Consider the following 19,554-nt stretch of genomic DNA (forward strand, 5'->3'; position numbering starts at 1 on the left):
AATTCAAAAGTAGTTCGGATCGGCTAGACAATCTCTGACGAGGATTTTACACACAATAATGGACTTGACCCCCTCTCCTGCAATTTTAATAACATTCTGCATTATAATTACCGCATGAGCCACCTCTCCTGCAATTTTAATAACATTCTGCATTATAATTACCGCATGAGCCACCAAACAATAATTTCAGTGCATATCAGCACTTGTTTCGTAACGCACGGCGTAATCTCACATTAAAAAGAGGGTGTCCCCGATCATCTATGATGACTTTTGGGACACCCTCACTTCCCACTTATGCCCTTTCTACGTAGCTTTTATAGATCAACTTGTATAGAAAAAACGCCTTCAAGCTGTCATATCGGCAGACGAAGGCGTTTGTTATTCGTTTGATATACCTTTGGTCTAGCTAACTCTTGAAGAAATCTCCTTACGGCGCCGTCTCCAGGAACTTGGCATCCGGATTTTTCTCCATGGCCGTACGCATCGCATACTCATTCTCGAACAAGACAACATAGTTGCCCTTCTTGTCCTTCACCAGTGTTGAATTAATTCGGAACTTGGACGGATCGACCTTGTCAGCAACAATCCAGCGGGCGAATTGGAACGGCATGCGCTGAAGCTGAACATCCACGCCGTATTCCCCCTTCATCCGGTATTCGAACACTTCAAATTGGAGCTGCCCGACAACACCCAGCAGCGTATCCTCGAAGCCGACCGTCGTGAACACCTGAATGGTCCCTTCCTCGGTCAACTGGTCGATTCCCTTCTGATACTGCTTATGCTTGAGCGCGTTCTTGACGGTAACCTTGGCGAATATTTCCGGCGAGAACGTCGGCAATTCGTCGAATACAACCTCGCTGTTCTGGCTCAAGGAGTCGCCGATTCGGAAGATTCCCGGATCAAACAGACCGATAATATCTCCAGGATAAGCCTCCGACACGATATCCCGATCCTGGGCGAGGAATTGCTGCGGCTGGGACAGCTTGATCTCCTTGCCGGCCCGCACATGCTTCACGCTCATGCCGCGCTCGAACTTCCCGGATACAATACGCAGAAACGCAATCCGGTCCCGGTGAGCCGGGTTCATGTTGGCCTGAATCTTGAAGACGTAACCCGAGAACTTCTCGTTCGTCGGTTCCACGAGTCCCGAGGTACTGCGGCGGGGTTCCGGCTTAGGCGCAAGCTGCAGGAAATTCTCCAGGAAGGTCTGCACTCCGAAATTATTAACTGCACTGCCGAAGAACACCGGGGTCAGCTCGCCGCGCTTTACTTTTTCAAAGTCAAACGGGTCTCCGGCCACATCGAGCAGCTCCAGATCCTGACACAATTGATCGTGCAAATATTCGCCCGCCATCTCACGGATTTTGGGATCATTATAATCTTCAACCTTGCGGACCTCGATCTTGGAATGATCCTCTCCCTGGAACAGTTCCACCTGGTTCTTCATCCGGTCATAGACACCGCAAAGCTCCCGGCCCATCCCGATTGGCCAGTTCATTGGCACCGAACGGATGCCGAGCACCTGCTCGATTTCCTCCATCAGCTCAAATGGACTCCGTCCTTCACGGTCCAGCTTATTAATGAAGGTGAAAATTGGAATCCCACGCTTCGCACAGACCTGAAACAGCTTGATCGTCTGTACTTCGACACCCTTCGCCACGTCGATCAGCATCACCGCGCTATCCGCAGCCGTCAACGTCCGGTAAGTATCCTCACTGAAGTCTTGGTGCCCCGGCGTGTCCAAAATATTAATCCGATGTCCGTTATAATCAAATTGCATGACGGAAGAGGTAACCGAGATCCCCCGCTGCTTCTCAATCTCCATCCAGTCGCTGGTCGCGTGCTTGCTTGCCTTGCGCGCCTTGACCGAGCCGGCCAAGCGAATCGCTCCGCCGAACAAGAGCAGCTTCTCCGTCAACGTCGTCTTCCCGGCGTCCGGGTGGGAAATAATCGCGAAGGTTCTTCGTTTATCTACTTCCTGCTGCAAATTATCCAATCCAGTGCTCATTCTCACTTTCCTCTCGCTTCACAAAGTCACAGCTTCTATTGTAACATATTTTTACTCCGCTTACGCAGGGACAATCGCTTATTTCCAGTTGGCTTGAATGAACTCATCCCGTCCGGACTGCTCGCGGTCCTCCTTGTAATGCTTCGGGTTCTTCTTATGGTAATTCTGGTGATAATCCTCAGCCGGATAGAAGGTCGCCGCCGGGATAAGTTCAGTTACAATCGGCTTATCGAAACGTCCGCTTTGCTCCAGCGCCAGCTTCGATTGCAGAGCTGCTTCCCGCTGCTGTTCATTATGATAGAAGATCGCCGTTCTGTATTGCGGGCCCCGGTCCTGGAACTGGCCATACGGATCTGTCGGATCCACTTGAGGCCAATACAATTCAAGTAATCGCTCATAGGGAAAAATCTCCGGATCATACGTAATCTGTACAACCTCATAATGTCCCGTTGCGCCTGTTTTTACTTCTTCATAAGTAGGATTGTCTTTGGTTCCACCCATATATCCCGATACAATACCGCCGATGCCCGGCAATTCCTCAAACGGCGTCACCATGCACCAGAAGCACCCTCCCGCAAAAGTCGCTAATTGCACTTCATTCACGTTCCTCTCTACGCATTGCTCTTCCCTTCAAAATTCGGTATTTGTCCAAAGCCGGTCTGAGCAAGCTATTCTATGGACAGCATTTTACTCTAATTTAGATGTAACAACAACCTGAGCGCCAAAATGAATTTCGTAAAAATATCCTTTATCTTGTCTATGAATGCATCACGGGATGTCGAAATCTATGTTACAATGTTTTAGCCTGTTTGCAGGCAAGTGAGGATTGGGAGGACCATCAAGAGATGAAGCAAAATCTATACATAGCCGTGGAGGGTGCGATTGGGGCAGGAAAAACAACGCTCAGCACAATGCTTGCCCAACGGTTTGAATTTACATTGATGAAGGAAATCGTAGAAGAGAACCCCTTTCTGGATAAGTTCTATCAAAACATCGAGGAATGGGCCTTTCAGTTGGAAATGTTCTTCTTATGCAACCGCTACAAGCAATTAGGCGATATGCTGCTTACTCCGGCTAGCACTCGCCAGCCGATTGTGTCGGATTACCATATCTATAAGAACATGATTTTTGCCGAGCGTACGCTATCCGGCGTTCAACTGGATAAATACCGGCAGATTTATCATCTGTTGACGGATGACCTGCCGAAGCCTAACCTGATTGTATACATCAAGGCGGATCTCGATACCCTGCTGCACAGAATTCAGAAGCGCGGCCGCGACTTTGAACAAAATTTCGATGCGGGATATCTGTCCCAGCTGGTAGAGGACTACGAGACAGCCATCTCACATATTCGGGCACAGGAGCCGGACACGGTCATTATTACGATTGATGGCAATAAGCTGGACTTTGTTGAACGTCCGGAGGATTTCGAGCAGATCGTTGCCAAGATAAAGGAGCACTTATAGAAGATGAGCACTGAATTTAACATTCCCAAAGATGCATTGATCACGGTAGCGGGTACGGTCGGGGTTGGAAAATCCACGCTGACCCATGCCTTGGCGGCCCGCCTCGGCTTCCGTACTTCGATGGAGAAGGTCGATACAAATCCTTATCTCGAGAAGTTCTACCATGACTTTGAACGCTGGAGCTTCCATCTGCAAATTTACTTCCTGGCCGAGCGCTTTAAGGAGCAGAAAGCTATCGTGGAGGCAGGCGGCGGCTTCGTGCAGGATCGTTCCATTTACGAGGACACCGGCATCTTCGCCAAAATGCACGCCGATCAAGGCACGATGTCTCTTACCGATTATGAGACCTACAACAGCCTGTTTGAGGCCATGGTGATGACGCCCTATTTTCCGCATCCGGACGTATTAATCTACCTTGAGGGCGAACTGCCGTCCATCTTGAAGCGTATCCGTCTGCGCGGCCGGGAAATGGAAATCCAGACCGACATTTCGTATTGGGAGCACATGCATCAGCGGTACGCCAAATGGATCGATGAGTTTAGCGCCTGCCCGGTACTGCGGCTGAATATCGATGAATACGATGCTACCGATGAGGCTGCACTGGACGAAATCATCCGCCAAGCCGCAAAGATCATTCAGGACTCAAGAGCGCTGCGGGCAATATAGTGAGGGGATGCTCGCGCGAGCTAATAACTTTATTAATAGAAGAGGTGTCCCAAAATCATTACAGATGATAGGGGACACCTTTTTCAATAGAAAACAGGTCCTCTGAAATTATACTCCTAAAGCAGCCAACAATTTGTAGACCATCGCAGCAGCTTCGCCTCTTGTCGTTGCCTGGTCCCCACGGAAGGCGCCGTCCGCGTAACCGCTCAGGATGCCCGCTGACAATGCCTGATCAATTGACGGCTTCGCCCAGTTTGGAATGTCCGAAGCGTCTTTCAGGTCAGGAACATTGCCCGTCAAGCTGCCGGCGTCGACTCCGGAGAGCCGCAATGCTCTTGCCGCCATAACGGCCGCTTCCGCTCGCGTTACTGTCCGCATCCCCATGAAGCTTGTCGTCCCGGCTTCCTCATATCCTAGAATCAGACCCGCTTCAACGGCAGCTGCGACGTGCGGCCTCGCCCATGACGGGATATCTCCGTTGTCTGAGAAGCTTGTGTTGCCGGAGGCAGCTTCAAGACCCAAAGCCGAAGTCAGCAATTTCGCAAATTCAAGCCTTGTTACAGTCTGTTCCGGACGGAAGCTTCCGTCCGGGTAACCAGCTGCGACATTCATCCCCTCAAGGCGATGGACATAGCTTGCTGCCCAATGATTATTCATATCGTTCATCACGATCGGTTCATAGGCAAAGACAGCAAACTTCGCAGTGCGTCCAATCTCCGCGCGAATCGTTCCTTCTTCATGAACGGTTCCGCCGATGAATATCCAACGCTTCTGATTCTCATGGTAATAGTACACAGCCGGTTGGCTTCCCGGCTTCAATAGCTTGGCATCATAGATGAGAGAAAGCTCGAGCGGCTTAAGAAACCGTTCGCCTGCCGTACCGGACAGTTCGAGGATGCGGCTGATAGCTTCCAGTTCGCCATTCGCAGGAACTTGATCCGGTTCAATAACCTTAATCCTAACAATCCCCGCCGCCGACACGGCGCGCGCTGGAATCTGAATGTTCACTTCGCCTTCCAGCTCCAGCAATGTGCTTTCTCCCGGATTCACGTCCGTTTGCTGTTCCCTGCTCCCGGATGCCGGATCGTTATCTTCTGCGGCCGGTGTTCCGCCCGTTTGACCGCCCTGACCGGCAGAACCCCCGGTTTCGGAAGAACCTCCATTCCCTGCAACCATTACCCGGCGCACCGCTTCTGAAGCCGCATTGCCCGCCTGGTCGGAGACATGGTAGCGCAGGGTATATGTGCCGACCTTATTGGTGTCGAGGTCGCCCGTCACAGTGATCTCGCTTACAGGACCAATATTATCGCTTGCCGTTGCGCCTGGCTCGCTATAAGTACCGCCGAGCGGTACAGTAACGTTTGAAGATCCTTTTAACGTTATGATTGGCGGCGTCTTGTCGATGCTTACGGCCAATGCTGCTGTATCCGTTGGATGTCCGGCATCGTCGATAGCATAATAGCGGAGGGAATTGTGTCCCTCAGTAGAAATCGCAATCGGGCTGCTATACTCATGCCATGTATCGCCTTCATCCAGGCTGTAGAATACATTGGCTTGATCCTGCCCTTCGCCTTGCGGACGCAGAGTGACAAGCACGTCTGACACGTACCAGCCGTTGCTCCCCGCTTGGCCGGATACTTCAGCCTTTACTGTCAGAGCCGTATCCCCTTCCATCAGCATTCCTGATACGTCAAAGCCGGTAAAGGCATTGTACGTTACCTGAATTCCATCGGAATAAAGCCCTGTCTGAGCCGATCTGTTCACGAAAGGATCTTCGGCGTTGAAAATCAGATTGTTGTTCACCCAAACATAGATTTTCCCCTTCGACCGAACGACCTTATAGAAGTTTTGCGCACTGATCTCTTCGCGGAGAACGAAGGAGAACGGACGGTTCAACTCCGAAGGAACGCTGAGCCGAAGTTGGTCAGTCTTTACATGATCCTGAAAATCAGCGATATGGTAATCGCCTTTTCCCTTATCCTGATACGTGAACGGTACGTCGCTCCACCCGCCCGTCCAGCTGTCAAACCCGAATTCCGGAGAGTTCGATTCAGGAAGCTCAAAGGACTTCTCTACATATTGGAACGGACCATGGGTCCACAGAATCTTGGCCGACGAAATCTCCGCTTCTCCACGCAAATCATACACATACTCGCGCTGGCCGTTCTCTTCGTAATTGCTATGTCCATAGATCGTATCTCTGGCTGCTGAAGCAACGGCCATGAGCTCCTCTTGCCCGTCTACGACCTTGCGAAGCTCAAATTGCTTTGTAGCGTAATTCGTACTTGCCGTTACGTAGTTCTGCTCATCAATATACTCGAGAATAACGCCCGCTTTACCCGATGACGGCAAAGCACCCGTATTTACGTTGACCGAAAATTCATGTTCAAGCAGCCGGTCGCCTTTGGCCGTGAGCGCTTCTCTGGCCGCCGGTGATTGCAAGCCCTGGTCAGACACCTGCCATGCAGCATCCCAGCCATCCATGTAAGTTCCATATTCGCTCAAGCCGGTCGTCAGGGTCACGTTATCCACCCGGACTTTCGCTTTGTTGCTGATCAGGCCAACCTGACCTGAACCAGCCATTGCCTCATGCTCAAATACCGGACGATCGTCATTAAGCGTATAGTGATCGAGCTCCGCAAACAATTTGGACCCGTTCTTATATACCTTAAGTGTGTGGTAAGATTCCGCAAAGTCCGCAGCACGCGGGTCATCCTGCAGGAAGGCAAATGTCGAAGGCAAATCAGCCGTGGAAATGTCTTGATCTCCATGGATACGCGACTCGATAACAAGCTTCCGGTCATCGCGGTCGATCAACAGATTCACATAGTTGTCCTCATCCTGATGCCATACCACCATGCCGGCCTGACCCTCTTCTCCGAAATCATTTTCGTCGAATTGAAGATTAGCCTCCATAAAGAAGTTCTCCGCTGCATATCCGTTCAGCAGTACCCGCTTTAATTCGCCAGGTGCGTTAAAATACAACGCTCCGTCGTCGATGGATACATCCGCTTCCGGAATATCATAATGCTGCAAGCTAGATACTGATTCGAACCGGTCTTGGAACGTCGGCACCCAGGCATCCGGATGGAGGCCTTCGGAATCGAAGGAGGTTGGACCATCAACGACCATTTCCTGATCCCAGAAATAGACGCGATCTTTCCCTTGTCCTTCATTACTGTTCCAGAATGCCTTATAAGTAACCCAGGTCTCGAACCCGTTCGGCCCCTTAATGACATTCGGTTGGGACGGTCCGACAATGTCCGATTCGACCGGATGTCCGTTCGTATCGTACAGACCGAAATCCAGATGGTAAAAGTTCAATGCAGGTCCGCCGTTCGTACTGATCTCCACGGAGATCACATTCTCCCCTGTCTGCAACAGGTTAGCGGGAACCTCAATCATTTTGTAGGCCCGCTGTTGACCGCTGAATGCGAAGAATTCTTCGCCGTTCACATACAGCTTTCCGTAGCCTTGCAGACGGTAGCGCAATACAGTCGTCTCCGGTACTGTATCAAGCTCGAAAGAACGCTTTGCCCACATGGAGGCAGGTCCGTTCGGATGAGACCAAATCTCGGCTGCTGTCTTCTTCCCATCGTTATAAATGCTCGGAATCTTCGACCGGTTCTCTTCCGGCCAGCCGAAGCCGCCTTCTCCGGATACCCAGCCGTTCTCATCAGATTCAATGCTGCTCCATCCTTCCTGAGGCTCATCGAAGGTGTATTGATACGGCTGACTTCCATGCTCCGATGTCGGCAGAAGCACGCGGTATTTCAGGATCAACTCCTCGACATTGCGGGCCAGCAGCTTGCCCGGATATTTGGTATCATTCGTGAATGTATCGTATTGGTCGGCTTGCGCCACTCCTGTTTCATAAAGACCTGTTTCGGGGAACATCTGATTCGCCGCATACAGCATGTAATACTGTCCGTTATGGTAGTAAAGCTCCCCGCCTTCGAAGTTGAAGAAGTTCAAATTGCCCCAGTGGCCCTTTTGCGTAGTTAGTGTCTCGACCGCCTGGCTGCGGCCAGGATTTCCATGCTCGTTGAAGAAGGATTGCACCTTCCACACCCATAGACCGGCACGTCCAGGCTTTGCCGCACCCGTATTCGGATCTGCTTCATCCGGATTGACCTTCCGCTGGAAGACCAAGTCTCCGTTATGCGCAACGAATAACTGCGGATCAATGCCCGAGTCATATTTTTTATCCCAAAAACTATTCCGGAAATCGGGCGTTGTGTTCAGTGTGTTCGGATCCCCATGCAGCAAAGAGGTGCCATTGAAGGTATAGAACATAGCTCCGTTATGATAGAGCAAATCGGATGCCCCTAATTCCTTGTAGTCAGCCGGATTTACCAGCGGAGGAGCATTGACCGGATCGTTCGAAATCATCATGTAAGGACTTTCCCAATGAATCATATCCTTGGAACGATACACTTTTCCCAATGTACCGGTTCCCATTGCATAGTAGTATCCATTATACTTCTCAATCGTTCCGTCGTAGAGGGTGGCCTTCTTGCCTATTTCCGGCCCTGAATCGACACGGAACATGTTATCTATTTCATTCATAGCGAATGCGTTGACCGTAACCTCGCTGTTAGCTATGAGGCCTCCATCCTCGGTTGCGGCCGAGATGGTCGCGGTTCCTATTCCGACGGCTGTCACTCTGCCGCTCGCATCAACCGCCGCTACGGAAGAGTCGGAAGACGACCAGACAATGTTAAGATTCGATGCGTTCTTAGGCAAAATTTCGGCCGATAACAGATGCGACCCGCCCACCGCCAGTGTAATCTTGGGATGGTTCAGAGAGATTTTCTCAACCGGTATGCCCTTGACGGTAATATCCACGGAATCCGTATACCCCCCATCCTCTGTCGTTACAGTGATCGTTGCGGTTCCCGGCAGCAGCGCCGTAACGACGCCTGATTCATCAATCGAAGCTATAGACGGACTATCGGAAGACCAGATGACATGCTGGTTCGTTGCATTTTCCGGCGTGAACGTCAGCGTTAGTGCCTGCGTTGTTCCTACCACGATTTCCGCGTCGGCAGGCGCAAGCTTCACCCCTTCAAGCGGAATGTTCGCAACGGTGACTTTACTCTTCGCTTCATGCCCCCCATCGACAGACTTCACAGTAATTTCTGCCGTTCCTTCCGAAATCCCTTGCACGGCTGCCTTCAGGGTGCCGCTCGGCGTGACCGTTACAACGGATTCGTCGCTCGAGGCCCAGATGACATTCTGATTTGTCGCATGCTCAGGAAGAATCAGTGCTGCAAGCTCTTGCGTGAGACCCTTTCCAATTGTCATCTCCGTTTGATCAAAGGTTACGCCGGTTACAGGTACGGCTCCAACGATAGGCTCTACGGCGGCATTATACAATCGAACGTCATCGATAAGTCCTTTGAAATAGGCTCCTGTCGTCGGTCCATCGAAAGCATCGACAGCAAATCTAGCACCAATCGCCCCCTCGTTAGCCGCTGCAGAAACTCTATCAAAAGGCGTTACCGTTTCTTTGGACAATTCCCCGTCAAGGAATAACTTGAAGGCGTTGTTGCCAAAAGAGGCAGCTACGTGATGCCATTCATCTGCCCCAGTCAGCTCGGCGGAAAGAATGATCCGGTCAATTTGGGGCTTGTTATTCACAATAGCGGCTTCGATCCTCCCTTCATTAATCTGAATGGCGAATCCTGCCCCGTTCCCGCCGCGCTCGAACAATACCTGTCTGGTGTTCAAATCGGTTGGCTTGAACCACATCGCAGCGGTAAATTCGGAGAACTCATCTCTTAAAAAAGAATCATTTGTTGTATTCAGTTGAATGATACTTGTTGATCCATCGAAGGAGAAAGCTCCCCCATCAATCCCTCCATTTGGCAGCCAGGTTCCGATAGCGCTTACAGAATGATGGCCGTTGCCGGAGGAGTCCTCCGCCACACTTTTGCCGTTGTGATTAAAAGGGGCGTCCAGCTTGTACCTGGCCTCCAGTCCTTCAAAGGGAATAGAAACCCACTCCGGAAGAACGGTAATTTCGCTGGCAGCCATGTAACTCCCGTCCTCGGTCAACACAGTAACCGTAGCACTGCCAGCATTTTTCGGTTCCACGACCGCCTGTGTCGGACCATAAACGGAGACTGTCACTACAGTCTCATCGCTCGAAGTCCAGGTAACATTGCGATTGGTCGCGAACGAGGGTTGAGGAGACGCGGTAAGATACACGGCCTCGCTGACCGTAGTGGTTATTTGGGCCTTGTCCAGGCTGACCCCGCTCACATGGATCGTTGGCGAAATTGCGGTCTCGTAAAATCGCACGTCATCCATCATCCCGCTGAACCAAGCCCCTCCATTTCCCCCATTGAACGCATCGACCCCTAATCTTGCACCGAGGCCCCCTTCGTTAAGTGCCGTGTTCACTTTAGTAAACGGAGCAGTTGCTGTATCAGCGACTTCTCCATCCAGATAAAGCTTGAATACCCCATTGTTGAACGTAAGCAGGACGTGATGCCAAGAGGCGGTATCCGTAAATGGGGTCGACACAATTTCCCTCACATCGGCGCTTGCAACAGCGGCTTCCAGTCTGTTCGCATTCAGTTGAATCGCTAAACCGGACGTATTCCCTCCCCGCTCGAACAACACCTGCTGGGTTCTTGTATCATTAGCTTTAAACCAGAAGGAGACAGAATGCTCCGTGAATGCATCCTTCAGATATGATCCAGCCGCAGCAGAGCCTAAATTCAGCTGGACCAAATCGGTGACGCCGTTGAACGACAGAGCCCCGCCATAAACTCCACCGTCCGGAACCCACGTACCAACCGCGCTGACCGAATGATGTCCATTGCCTGAGGAATCCTCCGCAACCTGCCTGTTGTCATAATCGAATGGCGCATCGAGCTTGTACCAGGCCATCAATCCCGGTTCTGCCGCGCTTGTCTCCAAAGCATAAATCCTTCCCCCCGGAATAGCGCTGCTTACAAGCGCCACAATGAGGACGAACACGAAAAACTGCCGAAAGCTCTTGCCCAATTTACATCTCCCCTTCGTTTTATTTTCCGTAAATCAGATAAATCTGCCAATCGCTTCATAAATGCCTGGCTAACAATCTCGAGCCTTTTTCGTATCTTTTCATCCCTCCTCTTGACTAGAATATTTCTTTAAAGTAAGCGCTTCCAAATTAACATTATAAGCGGTTGCTTTCTTTTAGCCGCTCCAATAATATGACGTATAACTCTAAATATTTGACTGAATGAAGCTGCACAGAAACCCACAGGACTTTTGGTCTGACCTGAAAAAAGACAGCGACAGCCTTGGACCAGAGATTAAAGTCCCAGATTGCCGCTGTTTGATTAAGTTAACTTGGGAGCAGAGCCCGCTTTAAATCCACGTACCCGCGTAGGGTGCGACGTGTCTCCACTTGCTCTTGGTCGCTCTGTGACTTTATTTCAATCCACGCAACCGCGTAGGGTGCGACTCTTGCCGCGCCTCACTTATTGGACGCTATGGCAATTTCAATCCACGCACCCGCGTAGGGTGCGACATGGAGCGCTTTCGGATGGACAGTTCACTTATAGCATTTCAATCCACGCACCCGTGTAGGGTGCGACTTGCTTCCCTATTAGTGGGTCAGCAAAGCATGAGGGTAATTTCAATCCACGCACCCGTGTAGGGTGCGACGGCAGCGCTGGGAGACAACAATTCTACTGGTGGCGAATTTCAATCCACGCACCCGCATGGGGTGCGACTTTCTCCATACCCATTTCCATCATCTCTATAAAATTTCAATCCACGCACCCGCATGGGGTGCGACAATGACAAACTTGATAAAAGCAGAGATTATCAAAAATTTCAATCCACGCACCCGCATGGGGTGCGACCTTTCGTCGGCGGCCTTGTCCGCACCGGGCGGCGATTTCAATCCACGCACCCGCATGGGGTGCGACCAGAGTGGAGAGAGGCTATATGTCATTTATCCGGATGATTTCAATCCACGCACCCGCATGGGGTGCGACCATACTGGCATCCCGTCTGTTTATCTACCATCAATTTCAATCCACGCACCCGCATGGGGTGCGACTCTGCCAAAATTCGGCCTGTACGCCGCTCGTGAAATTTCAATCCACGCACCCGCATGGGGTGCGACATAGTGCGTGGATTGAAATAATAAATATTTTTGAATTTCAATCCACGCACCCGCATGGGGTGCGACTTTTTTTGTTTTACTGCGACTAGAGTAACCCCGTGATTTCAATCCACGCACCCGTGTAGGGTGCGACTCCGATTTTTAACATAATAAGGGTATTATTCAGCTTAATTAGCCATTTTCAGCCCTTAGACAATAAATAATCGGTTAAATAATTCCATATTTTTACACATAACCAAATGAAAGTAACTTATTTTGGTGCGAATCCCCCAGGGAAATCATGTTCGCTTCACATTCGCACCAGCATATTTTATTCAATTTTGGTCGTTAGAGAATAAGTGGACCCTCCAAATCAAGGGATGATTTCGTGCCCACATGCTCTATCTTGTTCTTGTACTGGTTGCCCAATTGGTAGAAGCGGATACTATCCTGCTCCGGGTCAATGAGTTCTAGCAGACGTAGTCTCAAGGATGTCCATTCGGCAGCATCAACGATGCATTCAAACACAGAGTTTTGCACCCGTTGCCCGCAATTGAGGCAAGTCTTGGCCACCTGTCGCAATCTGCGCTGTCCGGCCGAATCCGTTGTGCTTACATCATAAGTGATAAGTACCAGTATGATTCATACACCTACTTCCAAAGAAATGGCGGATATTCGTCCAGATCACCGCGCAAATACCTGGCGAGCAACAGAGCCTGTACATGCGGGAGCAAACCCCAGGAAATGGTCTCACCGAGATAGGGATGCTTGATTTTCTCTTGCTTGCGGTTCTACCAAGCGGACAGAAAGGTTTTGCGACCGTCATCGGTAAGCAGTACCGCCCCATTCTCTTTGTGAACGAAATCCCCGGCACTGACAAGCTTTTTATTGATTAGTGACAACACAAAGCGATCCGCATAAATACCCCGTAGCTCCTCCATCACATCGAGTGCTAACGAGGCGCGTCCAGGACGGTCTCGATGCAGGAACCCCACGTAAGCGTCCAGCCCAACCCCTTCCAGGGCAGAGGTCATATCATGAGCCAGCAGGGTATAAGCCAAAGATAGCATGGCATTCACCTTATCGAGCGGAGGAAGGCGAGAGCGAGTATGAGATTGAAAATCCTCTTTTTGCTGTAAAATCATATGGTCCCACAGCTTATTATAGCTAAGCGCCGCCTGTCCCTCCAGCCCGCGCAAGCGTTCCAGATCATCGCATTCCCAAATGGCGTCCATTGTAGCAGATAACTGGGATGAAGCCTCTTTGAACTGTTCCACATCAACACGCAGCGGGTAATCCCGCGTCATCCGTTCCAGCATCCACTTGTGATTATATATTTTGCCAAGAATAAAGTTACGCGCCACCCTGGCCGACTGCAATTCGCTCTCTGATATCGCATATTGCTTCTTCCGCAGTACGACATTACCTCGGCTTGCTCCAATTACGCGGGCCAAGAACCGCCCATTCATCGTCATAAATGTGATGGATATGTTTCTGTCTGCGCAATATCCCATCAACGCTGGGCTAGCACCTGTATAACCGAAGGCAACGATAGACTCCAGGTTATGAAGTGGAAGACGACCCAACGTCTCCTGATCCTTCAGCAGCACAATGTTATCTCCATCCAGAGACAGATAAACGTCCGGCTGATTTACGAAGAGCGTATTCAGCAGCTTTTTCATTCCTTGATTTTCCCTTCGATATAGCTTTTGACGGAACGCTTATTTAGCACTTCAGGTACACATACGGATTGTAAAGAGCATTTACTGCAAAAAGCGCCCGTCTTCACCTTCGGCGTATGTCTTCGGTGGTAATATTCGCGCATCTCTGCGAAAATAGAGCGAACCCGATCCTTCAACTCTGCTGTCAGCGGCACTTCAATTCTACGCTTGATTTCATTGTAGAACATATAGCCTACGGGAATCGGACATAGCAGCATCTCCTCCAGACACATCGCTTGTGCGGCCAACTGGAGAATATCGGCTTCATCCTTCTTGGGCTTGCCCCGCTTATATTCAACAGGACAAGCCGTGTATTTGCCTTCCGCACCCTGAATCTGTACGCCATGCTCATCCCGTGTAAACTCAACAACGTCACAGATTCCTGTGATACCCAGTTCGGCAGATTTAACCGGTAATGCCCGAACGATCAGTTTGTCTCCACGCTTCTCCCGCACGAAGGGCTGATCCGCCTTCCGGTGCAAATACTGTCCTTCGATCGTGCCCACATTCTCTTCCCATTGCTGTTCAATATGAATGAGCGCCCACTGCCGCTTGCAGAACTGAAAATGCTGGATGCCTGACAGCATCAGCTCATCTTCGTCCCGATTAACGTCCATCCAGCACTTCGGCCTTCAGTCCGTCGAGTGCAGACAGTTCAATGGCATAATCGTCAAAAGACTGTGGTTCGTCCACTTTGGAGCTGACCGCCAGCGAGCGATGTACTTGAGCCGAAGAATATTGCCCCAGCTTCGAACTATGCTCCCACCAATACAGCTTCCGTACCTCCATGCTGCCTTCGGGACGAGCAGAGGACAAATCATTTTCAAACAAAGTCAGAAGTGCTTGCTTTATTTTGTCCGCGTCCTCATTCGTAAATCCGGTCTTCTCGGCTAGCTGCGTGTTGATACTTCCGTAGAAGACGTACACGCCAAAATCTACCCGATGCTTCATCCCCATGGTGTCGGACCCGCGATCCTTACCCGGCTCAGAGTTGACACTCTTGGTGATCTGCGTGCTCGTAATATCAATAGGGGCTACGCTGCGAGCTGCGTGAATCGAGACAGGACCTCTCACCCCGACAGATACGCCGCCACCACTTGCTGCTCCCTTAAAGGCAAATACCTGCCCGAAGCTGCGAACATCGATCCATTCCTGACAAGCGATTTCAGCAAAATCATCACTAGTTGCCTTCTTGTTCTTGGCTACTTCGCTAAGCCGTGTATTTCCTTCTGCACGTTCTCTCAAACTACCATACACGTCATTCTTACGGTCATTGGATTGTACAAAAATAGCTTCTCCCAAGTCCTGTAGACGATTGCGAATTTTCCGCTTAATGGCTACGTCCGAAATCTCACCATAACCATCATAATTCTGGCGTGGGCGATTGCCATTCAATGGGTCACCGTTGGGGTTAGCACCTGTTACGGACAGAACTACGGCAAAATCAATTTTATGATCCAAACTACTCATATTCGTTCACTCCTTATTCGTTGGATTCGTTCTCATCCTCTTGGGATTCATCTGTGTCAACGGCAGCATCCTGTTGTTTACTTTGATATAACACATGTCTTTGACTGTAAAACCCTAGCAAATACTTGCCGGACAAGGATTGATTGTTAAAATCTTTGGGATCAAATTTATAAGCAATCTCATCTATAATTTTGGTCAGATTCGTTGCTTTACGCCCCAACCGGGCCTGATAAGGCTGTAAGGCCGTCTGAATTACTCTCCAGGTACGCTCCGGATGCTGAGAGAATGTATTCATATAGCGAATTGCATTGGTTGCCCGATTCTCTTCCCTTCCTAGCGCGCGTCTCTCCAGCACGTCGGCTACGGCGAGCATTCTTCCAAATAAATAACTGCGATCATCGTTCTGTTCATCTAGTGGCATGCCGATTCCCTCCCGTCGATCATATAAGTGCTTGTCTAATAAAGCACAGGTAATACTAAGCGTCTTCTCCCATTCCCAGCGCTCCAAAGCTACCGGGTTAGAGGCCCGGTTCACCAGGCTCCTGATAATATCAAGCGGTACTCTGGAGCCATCAACGATACATGGCAGCATCCGCTCCATCAAACCCTTCACCACCTTGTCTCCTGCACGCGGACCATAGGCCGCGAAGGCAATGTCGCGTGTCGCCGGAGCGCCATAGAAGACAGTGAATTCTCCTTGTTCATTCTTCCGATACCGATGGAGCCAGACGCAGGTTGTATGCCAGTGCTTCAGCCGATCCAGGTACAGCTCCTTGTCCATATTCCGGTAATACAGCACCGCCATACGCCCGGTTGTGGCAGAGTCGAGGATCAGAATGTTCACGCCTGTCTGGGCCGAGCTTACCTCTGCCTGCACCATCTTGCTTCTATACCCATCAAGCGCCTTGGCCACTTCAGCGGCCAGCGTCTCATACGTGTTAGATCTGCGGACCACCTCTGGCATCGCCTCTGGATCAAGGGCAAAGGTGTCCTCGCCAGGGTCGGGAATATACAGAGAAGTGTTACCCCACACCAGGAAGACCCGGTCATCAATCGTCTTCCCCTGACGCTGAATGAGCCATTTCAAGGCATTATGCGCCTTCTGCGAGACCTCGTAGCTTATACTCGCGGCATCGCGACTGTCCGTGAAGCGACCACGGTAGGTAAAGCCTGTCTTGTCGTTAGCTGAGATCAGCTTGGCTTTGTCACCCGAATTACGTATTTTGTTCGCGTGCTTGTCTGTACTAGGGAGCCTTTGTCCCGTCACATAACAAAAGTCTTCATCTCCCAGCTTCTCTTGATAGTAGCTGATGAAGGAAGCGTGAACCGCAGCGTCCTTCCAGACCTCTTCAAGTCGATCGTCCGGCGAATAGACAGTGAAGCGAACAAAGGCGCTGGTCTGATCCCCTGCAATTACACTGAAAATTCCAGGCTTCTCCGGGTATCGATCGCTGTACTTGTTGTCCCATTTGTCAATAAGTTGTTGCTGATCATCCACAGCCAGAATACGACTGACTTCGACGAGATCGCGAATTAACGTTCTTTTCCTCAAATAGCGGTAAATGCTCATTACCTTGGGATGCGTATAAGGGGACTCGGCCCAATTCTGCAAATCTTGTATGTAGGTTGCGAAGGGCTCTTCTCCTTTAATTTGTCCTCCATAAGCGACATAGTCCCCTGCGACATAGCTTAACTTGTCATGCAGCGGATAAGGGGCGATGACGGCACCCGCCCGACTGGCCGACTTCTCCGTACATGGAATCAGCGTACTGGCTTCACTCTTGTCGATCACCTTGGCTGAGTGAAACTCTCCTTCCTCGGTCACACGCACTTCAATATGAGCATTCTGAGTGGTATGCGATACAGGGAGCAGCGTATATTCGCGGTTGTATCTTAATCCAATCTCGCCTACCCTATCTAAATTGGACTCATAGGTCTCATATAAGTTAAGCAGCCAACTCACTGAACCTCCTCCTCTCCCCAACTGGCCAGTAATTGCTCGGCAGATTGGACATTGCTGTCGTCAAATACCTTAGACTTCATTTGTGAAATTACACGTATCTGAGTGCAGCTCTCAGGCCGATCAAAAGTGATAATTCCATTCTTCATCACCGGCTGCCACAGCCGCACCTCCATCTGATCCCTTCCTGTCTCATCCGGATAGTTGATACCGTGCACCATCGTACCTAAATGAAGTTCTCCATATTGATCATAGAAGCTATCGCCTTCCCCAAATACACAAGGCTCCACGTAACCTTGACACTCGCGGGTGCCGAGAAAAATGTCCCGTCGTCCTCCTGCCTTAACGCTTCGCTTGAGAATGTTATGGTGCTTATGCTCGTTGCGATCAAATTCCATATCGGGACGATTGAGATTAAACTCAAAATGGCATCTGACCTGATAATGTACATCCTTCAGGTAAGTGTAATTAGCCAGTGTATTGCCGCCACTATAATCAATAGGCCGTACTCCCTTGGATTCCATCCGAATCGCATTCATGATGCGAACCTCATCCACAACCATCAGCAGCGTCGGCTTCCAATAGATGCTTTCAACGATGCCCTTGAGCGCCTGATAGGTTGGTACCTGATAGCTTAGCTTCTCACCCCCAAGCTTGGTTAACGGGTCTGTAAACAAGGCGTAATCACCGTAAACGGCAAACTCCACAGCATTTCTTATCATCAGCATTCACCTCCTTTCCCATGGAATCGTATTGAATTTAGAGATATCAGACCGTCGACTAGAAAATAGAGGCGCCTCCCCAGCTATCATTTTCCAAATCCAGTCCGAATTCCTCACTGTATGCCCCTTCACGCATTACAAGGATTTGTCCGTCCAGACAGGCTTCCAGTCCTTGATTCTGATCCAGCTTGATCTTCTCATGAGGGAACAAGTTGACTGTATATTGCTGTGCCTGACGCAGCAGGCGACCCAAATCCTCAATGCGGCTTGCTCCGTTCAATTCAGCGATAATATGGGCACCTTCCCCATAGGGAGCAATGACCGGGGTGGTCAAATCCTCAATCACACGAAAGTGATCGGCCGCTGTTCGGGGACTGTTAAGCAGGTACAGAGGTGGTCGCTTGGCGTAACTTTGATAGTAATCCTGAAAGTAATCATTTTCCTGGGGCTGGGCAAACAGTAGCTTCATCATGTTCTGCTTTAACTTTGGGATTTCAAATTTTAATAACGGCCTAACATCGGCATAGAATTGCTTGAAGTAAAACCTTAGTGCCTTGTCCGATAATAAAAACCCACCATGAGCTGACTCGTCCCGATGCATGTCCGTAAGCATTCGCTTGGTGATGTCCTTCCCTTTGCGAACCTCGCTAAGATCCTGCAAGTTCTCCTCGGCATGATCAATCATGTACACCTGCTGGAGCGACTCTTCACCGTGACGGTTACAACGACCTGCTGCCTGAGCCACAGAGTCCAGCCCCGCTAGTGAGCGAACAACGCACTGGAAGCTAACATCAACCCCGGCTTCAATGAGCGGTGTGCTGATGCAGATTATCTTTTCTTTTCTGTCTAGGCACCCTCTGATTTTGTCCAGTTCCTGCTTACGATGAGCCGCACACATAGACGTGCTTAAGTGATACACCACAGCACCGTGATTAACTCCCTTCAAGCGCTCGTACAAATCCTTAACAACAGCCTTCGTGTTCAAAATAATTAGCATATCCCGCTTCTCATCCAGCCTATCCAGTACCCAGTCCTTCAAGCTCTCATTGGTGAACACCCTGGAGGTTGCCTCATCGCTTAATTCCACCCGCTTGAATGCCTTAATCACATCGTTCAGGTTGCCTACAATTTCAGCACCGGGGGTTAGATGCAATTGATGCTCTACCACATCCAGAGCAGGCTGGGTAGCCGTGCATAACACAATGCTAGATTGTCCATAGTGATTCAGGAAGTTCAAGGCCTCATTAAATAGAGATACACAGGACACGGGGACCTTCTGCACCTCGTCGAATATAATGACCGACTCCGCAAGGTGATGCAGCCTGCGCACATTTCGGTTACTCTTGGCATAGAACACATTCAAAAATTGCACCATCGTCGTAAAGATAATCGGGCAATCCCAGTTGTCCTTGGCCAGCTTTAATTTTTGCC

Annotated in this window: 12 protein-coding genes and 1 pseudogene; 3 read left to right on the forward strand and 10 right to left on the reverse strand. The window is 50.2% G+C overall.

The genetic code is table 11. The features are described 5' to 3' along the window. Positions 1–427: 427 nt before the first annotated feature. Together TX85_RS21625 and msrA are read right to left on the reverse strand one after the other, a co-directional pair. Complete coding sequence (locus TX85_RS21625; protein WP_044481945.1) at positions 428–2,008, reverse strand: peptide chain release factor 3; 1,581 nt, start codon at positions 2,006–2,008, stop codon at positions 428–430. Positions 2,009–2,086: 78 nt separating this feature from the next. Beyond that, positions 2,087–2,602, reverse strand: a complete 516-nt coding sequence (gene msrA / locus TX85_RS21630) for a peptide-methionine (S)-S-oxide reductase MsrA (RefSeq protein WP_044481946.1) — start codon at positions 2,600–2,602, stop codon at positions 2,087–2,089. A 251-nt stretch (positions 2,603–2,853) separates the two neighbouring features. Here msrA and TX85_RS21635 point away from each other — a divergent pair, with 251 nt between their 5' ends. Next, entirely contained in the window at positions 2,854–3,474 is a 621-nt protein-coding gene (locus TX85_RS21635; protein ID WP_044481947.1) for a deoxynucleoside kinase, read from the forward strand. Between the two features lie 3 nt (positions 3,475–3,477). Continuing rightward, positions 3,478–4,140: a deoxynucleoside kinase gene (locus TX85_RS21640; RefSeq protein WP_044481948.1), complete on the forward strand. Its 663-nt coding sequence runs from the start codon at positions 3,478–3,480 to the stop codon at positions 4,138–4,140. 108 nt (positions 4,141–4,248) lie between these two features. Here the strand turns inward: TX85_RS21640 and TX85_RS25530 are convergent, their stop codons facing one another. Continuing rightward, positions 4,249–11,157 (reverse strand): Ig-like domain-containing protein, encoded by a 6,909-nt coding sequence (locus TX85_RS25530; RefSeq protein ID WP_049895153.1) that lies wholly within the window; start codon positions 11,155–11,157, stop codon positions 4,249–4,251. 782 nt (positions 11,158–11,939) lie between these two features. Between TX85_RS25530 and TX85_RS27085 the strand changes: the two genes are divergently transcribed. After that, positions 11,940–12,275 (forward strand): hypothetical protein, encoded by a 336-nt coding sequence (locus TX85_RS27085; protein ID WP_187375185.1) that lies wholly within the window; start codon positions 11,940–11,942, stop codon positions 12,273–12,275. Between the two features lie 323 nt (positions 12,276–12,598). Here the strand turns inward: TX85_RS27085 and cas2 are convergent, their stop codons facing one another. The 7 genes and pseudogenes from cas2 to TX85_RS27780 form a co-directional block, all read right to left on the reverse strand. After that, positions 12,599–12,889, reverse strand: coding sequence for a CRISPR-associated endonuclease Cas2 (gene cas2, locus TX85_RS26080; RefSeq protein ID WP_071784238.1), 291 nt, complete (start codon positions 12,887–12,889; stop codon positions 12,599–12,601). Positions 12,890–12,900: 11 nt separating this feature from the next. Beyond that, positions 12,901–13,932, reverse strand: a pseudogene (cas1c, locus tag TX85_RS21655) (type I-C CRISPR-associated endonuclease Cas1c). Further along, on the reverse strand, positions 13,929–14,588 hold the full coding sequence (gene cas4, locus TX85_RS21660; protein WP_044481949.1) for a CRISPR-associated protein Cas4: 660 nt from the start codon (positions 14,586–14,588) through the stop codon (positions 13,929–13,931). The pseudogene cas1c and the gene cas4 overlap by 4 nt, the downstream one beginning before the upstream one ends. Further along, positions 14,578–15,441 (reverse strand): type I-C CRISPR-associated protein Cas7/Csd2, encoded by an 864-nt coding sequence (gene cas7c / locus TX85_RS21665; protein WP_044481950.1) that lies wholly within the window; start codon positions 15,439–15,441, stop codon positions 14,578–14,580. The genes cas4 and cas7c overlap by 11 nt, the downstream gene beginning before the upstream one ends. Before the next feature lie 13 nt (positions 15,442–15,454). After that, positions 15,455–17,404, reverse strand: coding sequence for a type I-C CRISPR-associated protein Cas8c/Csd1 (gene cas8c / locus TX85_RS21670; RefSeq protein WP_044481951.1), 1,950 nt, complete (start codon positions 17,402–17,404; stop codon positions 15,455–15,457). Further along, entirely contained in the window at positions 17,401–18,120 is a 720-nt protein-coding gene (gene cas5c / locus TX85_RS21675; RefSeq protein WP_044482170.1) for a type I-C CRISPR-associated protein Cas5c, read from the reverse strand. Before cas5c ends, cas8c begins: the two co-directional genes overlap by 4 nt. Positions 18,121–18,181: 61 nt before the next feature. Next, on the reverse strand, positions 18,182–19,554 hold a 1,373-nt coding region (locus TX85_RS27780), incomplete at its 5' end, for a CRISPR-associated helicase/endonuclease Cas3 (RefSeq protein ID WP_044481952.1).

The sequence above is a fragment of the Paenibacillus antibioticophila genome (genome assembly GCF_000455265.1).
Lineage (GTDB): Bacteria > Bacillota > Bacilli > Paenibacillales > Paenibacillaceae > Fontibacillus > Fontibacillus antibioticophila.

Bases quoted from the DNA above. Each gene is read 5' to 3' on its own strand.
- cas4 (WP_044481949.1), bottom strand. From the start codon at position 14,588: ATGGACGTTAATCGGGACGAAGATGAGCTGATGCTGTCAGGCATCCAG.
- TX85_RS21625 (WP_044481945.1), bottom strand. From the start codon at position 2,008: ATGAGCACTGGATTGGATAATTTGCAGCAGGAAGTAGATAAACGAAGA.
- TX85_RS21640 (WP_044481948.1), top strand. From the start codon at position 3,478: ATGAGCACTGAATTTAACATTCCCAAAGATGCATTGATCACGGTAGCG.
- cas7c (WP_044481950.1), bottom strand. From the start codon at position 15,441: ATGAGTAGTTTGGATCATAAAATTGATTTTGCCGTAGTTCTGTCCGTA.
- TX85_RS21635 (WP_044481947.1), top strand. From the start codon at position 2,854: ATGAAGCAAAATCTATACATAGCCGTGGAGGGTGCGATTGGGGCAGGA.
- TX85_RS27085 (WP_187375185.1), top strand. From the start codon at position 11,940: ATGACAAACTTGATAAAAGCAGAGATTATCAAAAATTTCAATCCACGC.